The sequence below is a fragment of the Phenylobacterium sp. genome (genome assembly GCF_030697925.1).
Taxonomy (GTDB): Bacteria; Pseudomonadota; Alphaproteobacteria; order Caulobacterales; family Caulobacteraceae; genus Phenylobacterium.
Genome location: NZ_JAUYOJ010000194.1, coordinates 1 through 6,138, shown reverse-complemented (window position 1 = coordinate 6,138; position 6,138 = coordinate 1). Strand labels below are relative to the sequence as shown.

Genomic DNA, 6,138 nt, shown 5'->3' with positions numbered 1-6,138 from the left:
GTAGGGCAGGTAGGATTTGATCGTCTTCGAGTCCGAAGCGCTCATCACCTTGGTGCCGCGATTTTGACGGATGTACTTGGCGCTGTGGCTGATCAGCCGGTGGCGCTTGCCCGCGACGCCGGCCTTGATCTTGCCGGTCGCGGTCAGTTTGAAGCGCTTCTTGGCGCCTGACTTGGTCTTCAGTTTGGGCATTTCACTTGCGGTACCCTAGGGGCCCGTCCTCTGGCGTATTGATGAGCCGCCCTGGCATGCCTTTTGGCCAGACGACTCCGAAGAGCGGGGCAAATACGCGAAAGGGTGAGGGAAGGCAAGGGTTCAGGCCCGCCGGGGGACCCGCTTCAGCACCTGGAAGGCCAGGACCAAGGCCGGCAGGATCAGTATGCAGCCGAGCGCGAAGGGCGCGGCCGGATCGACGATCGAGAACAGCTGGCCCGCATAGATCGGCCCGCCGATCCGGGCGAGCGCGTTGTTGGACATGTTGAGACCCAGCATCTCCCCCTGCCGGTCGGGCGGGGTGGAGAGCGAGATCAGGCCCACCAGGTTCGGGAAGCAGATCGACTGGCCGAACCCGACGATCGCCAGGCCCAGCACCGCCATCGGCCAGGCGAAGGACGCGAACTGCACGAACATGCCGATGAACATCAGGGTCAGGCCCGCGATCAGCACCCGGGCCTCGCCGAACCGGCGGACCAGGATCGAGGTCCCGATCCCCTGGGCGAAGGCGCCGATGACGCCGATCACCATGAAGGCCAGCCCGATCTCGCGCGGCCCCCAACCGAAGCGCTTCTCGGTCCACAGGCCGTAGGTCGCTTCTATCCCGGCGAAGCCCGAGACGATGACAAACGAGATGATCATCACCCGCGAGATGATCGGGTGGCCGAAGGCCTCGCGCAGGGCCGGCGGGCGGCCATGGGGGCGGGACTCTCCGGTGGGCGGCCGGGTCTCCTTGACGAACAGGAAGACGCCCAGCGCCGAGGCCAGGCCGAAGCCCGCCGCGGCGAACAGCGGGATGTGGAAGCCGATGGGCCCGAGTTCGGGCTGGGCCAGCAGACCGCCCAGGGCCGGACCGGTCATGAAGCCGAGCGAAAAGGCCGAGCCCATCACCCCCATGCGGCCGGCGCGCTGGTCGGGCGGGGTGATGTCGGCCATGCATCCCTGTAGGGTCGAGATGTTGCCCGAGAAGACGCCGCTGGCGAACCGGGCCAGGAAGGCCAGCCAGATGGTCGGGGCGAAGGCGAGCGCGATGTAGCAGAGCGCGGCGATGGCGATGGTGACGATCAGCACGGGCCGCCGGCCGATGCGGTCCGACAGCCGCCCCCAGAACGGCTCGCCTAGGAACTGGCCGAAGGAGAAGGCCGAGAACAGCAGGGCGATCTGCCAGGCCGGCGCGTCCAGCGCCTTGCCGAAGAAGGGCAGCAGCGGGATCACCAGGCCGAAGCCCGCGATGTTGAGGAAGGTCACCGACAGCAGGATGAACAGGGCGCGGCGGTCGCCGAGCGTGGTCGGGGCCTGGCTCATGGCCGCCCATCCGCCCGGGATGCGGCCACCCGCCGGCTCGCGGCCAGGGCGAGGAAGATGGCCGGGGCCACCACCAGGGCGCCCAGGATGAACGGTCCGTCGATCGCCACCGGGAAGATCAGTCCCGCGCAGAAGGGGCCGACCACTCGGGCTAGGGCGCCGGTGGCGTTGTTGAGGCCGAGGATCTGTCCCTGGCGATGCGGGTCGGCGGTCTGGGAGATCATCGAGCCCACATTGGGCCAGGCGACGGACTGTCCGACGGCCGTGAGGCACATGAGGGCGATCGTGACGCCGCCGCCTGGCGACATGGTCTGGCCGGCGGCCGAGAGCACGGTGATCCCCATGCCGACAGCCAGCATCCGGCCCTCGCCGAAGCGCTCGGAGAGCCGGCCGGTGACGAACATCTGGGTGACCGCCGCGGCGACGCCGACGAAGGCGAAGCAGACCCCGATCTCGCGCGGCCCCCACTGGAACCGCGCCTGGGCCCAGAGGCCGAAGGTGCTCTCGATGCCGGTGAAGGCGAATCCCACCAGGAAGGTCAGCAGCATCAGCCGGCCGATGATCGGATGACGGACCACATCGCCGAGGGCCGACCAGCGGCTGGGGCGGTGGGTGATGGCCTGCTCGCGCGTCTTGCTCTCGCGGATGAAGACCATGATGCCGATGACGCAGAGCGCCGCCAGGCCCGAGGCCATGAACAGCGGCAGGCGGAAGCCGACGGGACCGGCGTCCGGATGGGCGAAGATCCCGCCCACCATCGGGCCGAAGATCAGCCCGACGTTCCAGGCGGCCCCCTGGTAGGACAGCAGCCGCGTGCGCTTCTCCGGCGGCGTGACGTCGGCGATATAGCCCTGGATCACCGCTCCGTTGCCGGCCGCCAGGCCGCCCAGCAGCCGGATGGCGAAGGCCGCCCAGATATTGGGGGCGAAGGCGAGCGCCAGGTAGCAGAGGCAGTTGCCGGTGATGGTGGAGATCAAGAGCGGCTTGCGGCCGTACTTGTCCGACAGCCGGCCCCAGAACGGCTCGCCGAAGAAGGCGCCCACCGAATAGGCCGAGAAGATCAGGGCGATCTGCCAGGGCGGGGCGTCGAACGACTTGGCGTAGAAGGGCAACAACGGGACGATGATCCCGAAGCCCAGCATATTGATGAAGATGACGGCGATGAGGGACGGCGCCGCCATCGAGGAGGGCGGCGACGCCCCCTGCGGCGCGGTGTCGGACATGTGAACGGTGTTAAGGGGAGCCGCGCCGTGCGGCAAGTCCGACCGCCACGGTCGGACTTGCGCGGACCGGTCAAGTGGCGGCCGGGACCTCGTTCAACGACTCGCCGAGCCGGTCGATCAGCCAGTTGGTGCCGTGCTCGCGCTGGGCCACGGTGTCGTGGCCGTCGAGGAAGGCGCCCATCTCGGTCACCACCATGCGGGTGCCCGCGCCCTTGGCGTGGAATTCGATGGTCGCGACCGAGACCGAGATCCGCACCCCGCCCATGTCCATGTAGTAGGCGTAGACGATACGCTCGTTGGGGACGATCTCACGATAGTCCACCGCGAAGACGAACTCGGGGCCTCCGGCTTCCGCGGTTCCGACGCTGTACTCCCGGCCGCCCTCGCGGAAGTCGAATTCGTAGCCGGCCTCCTCCGCCGCGGGGAACCACAGCGCCTTCAGCTTGGGATCGGCCCAGGCCGCGAAGGTCCGGGCGGGCGTGGCCGTATAGGTGCGTTCCACCACGAAGGTGGCGTGGACGACGGAACGTTGGGTCATGGGTCTCTCCAGGGGTCTGTCGGCGCGGCGAGATGCTCGCCGAGCCGTTCGAGGTCGCGCTCCACGCTTGCTTGCCGCGCGATGATCCATCGGCCGGTCACCAGCAGTCCAGCCGGATCGATCCAGCAGGTCCGCAGGCGGCCGACCTTCTCCGAGCGGACGAGTCCGCTGGTCTCCAGGACCCGCAGGTGTTGGCCGATCGCCGAGAGCGACATGGTCAGTGGTCGGGCGAGTTCGCTGACCGTGGCCGGCCCGCGGCTCAACCGCTCCACCATGGCGCGCCGGACGGGATCCGCCAGGGCCTGGAATGCGAGATCAAGCGAGGTCGCTTGCTGTAGCATGTACTTAAGTATCGAAACGCCGCGAGATGGTCAAGTCATGACTAAAGTATTTTGACGGCCCTCAGGTCTTAGGTTCGGTCTCGGCCAGGAAGTCGCCCAGTCGATCCAGGCGCTTCTCCCAGGAGGTGCGGCGCGCATGGATCCACTGCTCGGCCAGTTGCAGTCGGTCCGGCTGGATCGTGCAGGTGCGCACCCGGCCGACCTTCTCGGACCTCACCAGGCCGCTCGCCTCCAGCACCGCCAAGTGCTGCACCACCGCCGACAGGGTCATGTCGAGCGGCTGGGCCAGTTCGCTGACCGAGGCCGGCCCGCGGCTCAGGCGCTCGACCATGTTGCGTCGGCCTGGATCGGACAGGGCCTGGAACATCATGTCGAGGGGTTGCTGAGCTTGGTTTAGCATGCCCTAAAGTATTGATTCGGGCCGCGTCTGGCAAGCGCCTCAGCGGCCCTGGGCGGCCAGCGCCGCGAACGGTCCTTCAGCGTGCACCGACGCTCCGTCCACCAGGGTCAACAGGCTGCGGGTTGCGGGCAAGGCGCCAAGCGGGACCGTCAGGATGTCCTGCGAGAGCACCGCCAGGTCGGCGGCCATGCCCAGCGCGATCCTGCCCTTCAGCGCCTCTTCGCCCTCGGCGAAGGCCCCGCCACGGGTATAGGCAATCAGGGCCTGCTCGCGGGTCAGGCCCTCGGTCGGGGCGTTGGGGCTGGCGATGGCGATCATCATGTTCAGGAACGGGTTGGCGGGCGGACCGCCGGCGTCCGAGCCCAGCGCGAACGGCACGCCCGCCGCCACCAGGGTTTTCAGCAATTCGAACTCGCGGGCCCGGTCCCCGAGCCGGGCGACGATCAGCGGAACGCCCTTGGCGTCGGGCATGGGGTCGAGGTGGAGCGGGTTCTGGATCACCACCACGCCCAGTCGCTTCGCCTGTTCGAAGCGGGAGGGGACCAGGCCGTCGGCGTGTTCGATGCGCACCCGTCGGGCGCGCCAGGTCGTGGCCGGGGCGGCGGCCTCCATGGCGTCGAGCAGCCGGGCGACCTCGCCGTCGCCGCTCACATGGAAGGCCGGCTGCTGGTCCGGGTGGGCGAGGATGGCGCGCAGCATGTCGCGCAGCTGGTCGTCGGTGTAGTTCGAGCGGCCGCGCCACCCCGGCCGGTCGGCATAGGGGACGCTCATATGGGCGTCGCGTTCGATCGGGGTTGAATCGAGGACCCACTTGATCCCGGCGACCCGAACCGGGCCCTCCTTGGCGGGCTGGCCTTCGAACTGCGACCAGGCGTCCTCGACCCGGCTTTCCGGCATGGCCCAGCCATAGACCCGCCACTTGATCGGAAGACCGGCCATTCGCAGGGCCGGCAGGGCGTCGGCCAGGGCCTGGTTGTTGAGCATCTGGTGGTAGGTGGTCACGCCCCAGCCGGCATAGAGCTCGGCGGTGGCGCGATAGGCGGCGGCGAAGGTCTCAACGGGCAGGGCCGCGGTCCGCGTCCGCCCCAGTCGCCACTCGGCGTTCTCACGCGCCCGGCCGTCCAGGCGGCCATCGGGACGACGGCCGTACCAGCCGCCCGGGGGGTCCCCGGCGTCGTCCGCGACACCCAGCGCCTTCAAGGCCGCGGAGTTCATGAGCGTGCCGTGACCCCACCAGGGACGCATCATCACGGGGTTGTTCGGCGCCGCGGCGTCCAGGGCGGCGCGCCAGTCCCGATTATCGTTGACCACCAGCGGGCCGATGGTCGCCTCGATCCATCCCGGCCCCTGGCTCGCGGCGGCGCTCACGGCGGCGAGCGCCTGCTCCGGCGTCGGGCCCGGCCACGGCAGGTTGGCCATGGGCGCGTCGCGCGCGCCGGACGATGCGCCGGTGTGCCCGTGGGCCTCGATCAGTCCGGGAACCACGAGCCTCCCGCCCAGGTCCACGGCGCGGCCGGCGGCCATGGCCTGGACCGCGGCGTCGTCGCCGACCGCCGCGATCTTGCCGTCACGGACTGCGATGGCGCTGGCTGTCGGTCGGGCGTCGTCGCCGGTGAAGACCTTGCCGTTCACGAGATAGAGGTCGGCGGCCAGGGCGGCGGCCGGCGCCAAGGCGATCACGGCCAGGGCCGTCAAGAATGCGCGCAAGGTCCGCCTCCCGATGTCTTGCGGCCAGCAGGGCCTGGAACGTCGGTTTGGTCAAGCAGCGGCCAAGCAAAAGGCGGCCACCCGAGGGTGACCGCCTTCACGATATTTGGCTGGATCAGACTAGCGCGGAGCCAGGATCATGATCATCTGGCGGCCTTCCATGCGGGGCTCGTACTCGACCTTGGCCACCGGCTCGAAGTCGGCTTTCACCTTTTGCAGGAGCTTCATGCCCAGTTCGGGGTGGGCGAGCTCGCGACCACGGAAGCGCAGGGTGACCTTCACCTTGTCGCCCTCTTCGAAGAAGCGGTGCATCGAGCGCTGCTTCACCTCGTAGTCATGGATGTCGATGTTCGGTCGCAGCTTGATCTCTTTGATCTCGACGACCTTCTGCCGCTTGCGCGCCTCGTTCTT

The 6,138-nt window shown here is 68.9% G+C and carries 8 protein-coding genes; all 8 read right to left on the bottom strand.

Translation table 11 applies throughout. The features are described from left to right. The coding region (gene rpmI / locus Q8Q88_RS18800; protein WP_305584965.1) for a 50S ribosomal protein L35 at positions 1-192 on the bottom strand (192 nt) is incomplete at its 3' end. A 123-nt stretch (positions 193-315) separates the two neighbouring features. Beyond that, entirely contained in the window at positions 316-1,518 is a 1,203-nt protein-coding gene (locus Q8Q88_RS18795) for an MFS transporter (RefSeq protein ID WP_305676714.1), read from the bottom strand. Next, complete coding sequence (locus tag Q8Q88_RS18790) at positions 1,515-2,741, bottom strand: MFS transporter (protein ID WP_305676713.1); 1,227 nt, start codon at positions 2,739-2,741, stop codon at positions 1,515-1,517. Before Q8Q88_RS18790 ends, Q8Q88_RS18795 begins: the two co-directional genes overlap by 4 nt. A gap of 70 nt (positions 2,742-2,811) precedes the next feature. After that, a complete protein-coding gene (locus Q8Q88_RS18785; RefSeq protein ID WP_305676712.1) occupies positions 2,812-3,279 on the bottom strand; it encodes an SRPBCC family protein in 468 nt (155 codons plus the stop codon). Beyond that, on the bottom strand, positions 3,276-3,620 hold the full coding sequence (locus Q8Q88_RS18780; protein ID WP_305676711.1) for a helix-turn-helix transcriptional regulator: 345 nt from the start codon (positions 3,618-3,620) through the stop codon (positions 3,276-3,278). The genes Q8Q88_RS18785 and Q8Q88_RS18780 overlap by 4 nt, the downstream gene beginning before the upstream one ends. A 61-nt stretch (positions 3,621-3,681) precedes the next feature. Next, positions 3,682-4,020 carry a helix-turn-helix transcriptional regulator gene (locus Q8Q88_RS18775; RefSeq protein ID WP_305676710.1) on the bottom strand — a complete coding sequence of 113 codons (339 nt, stop codon included), beginning with the start codon at positions 4,018-4,020 and terminating at the stop codon, positions 3,682-3,684. A gap of 39 nt (positions 4,021-4,059) precedes the next feature. Next, entirely contained in the window at positions 4,060-5,727 is a 1,668-nt protein-coding gene (locus Q8Q88_RS18770) for an amidohydrolase (protein WP_305676709.1), read from the bottom strand. Positions 5,728-5,847: 120 nt separating this feature from the next. Beyond that, positions 5,848-6,138 (bottom strand): translation initiation factor IF-3 (gene infC, locus Q8Q88_RS18765; RefSeq protein ID WP_305676708.1); only part of this gene is annotated, 291 nt, incomplete at its 5' end.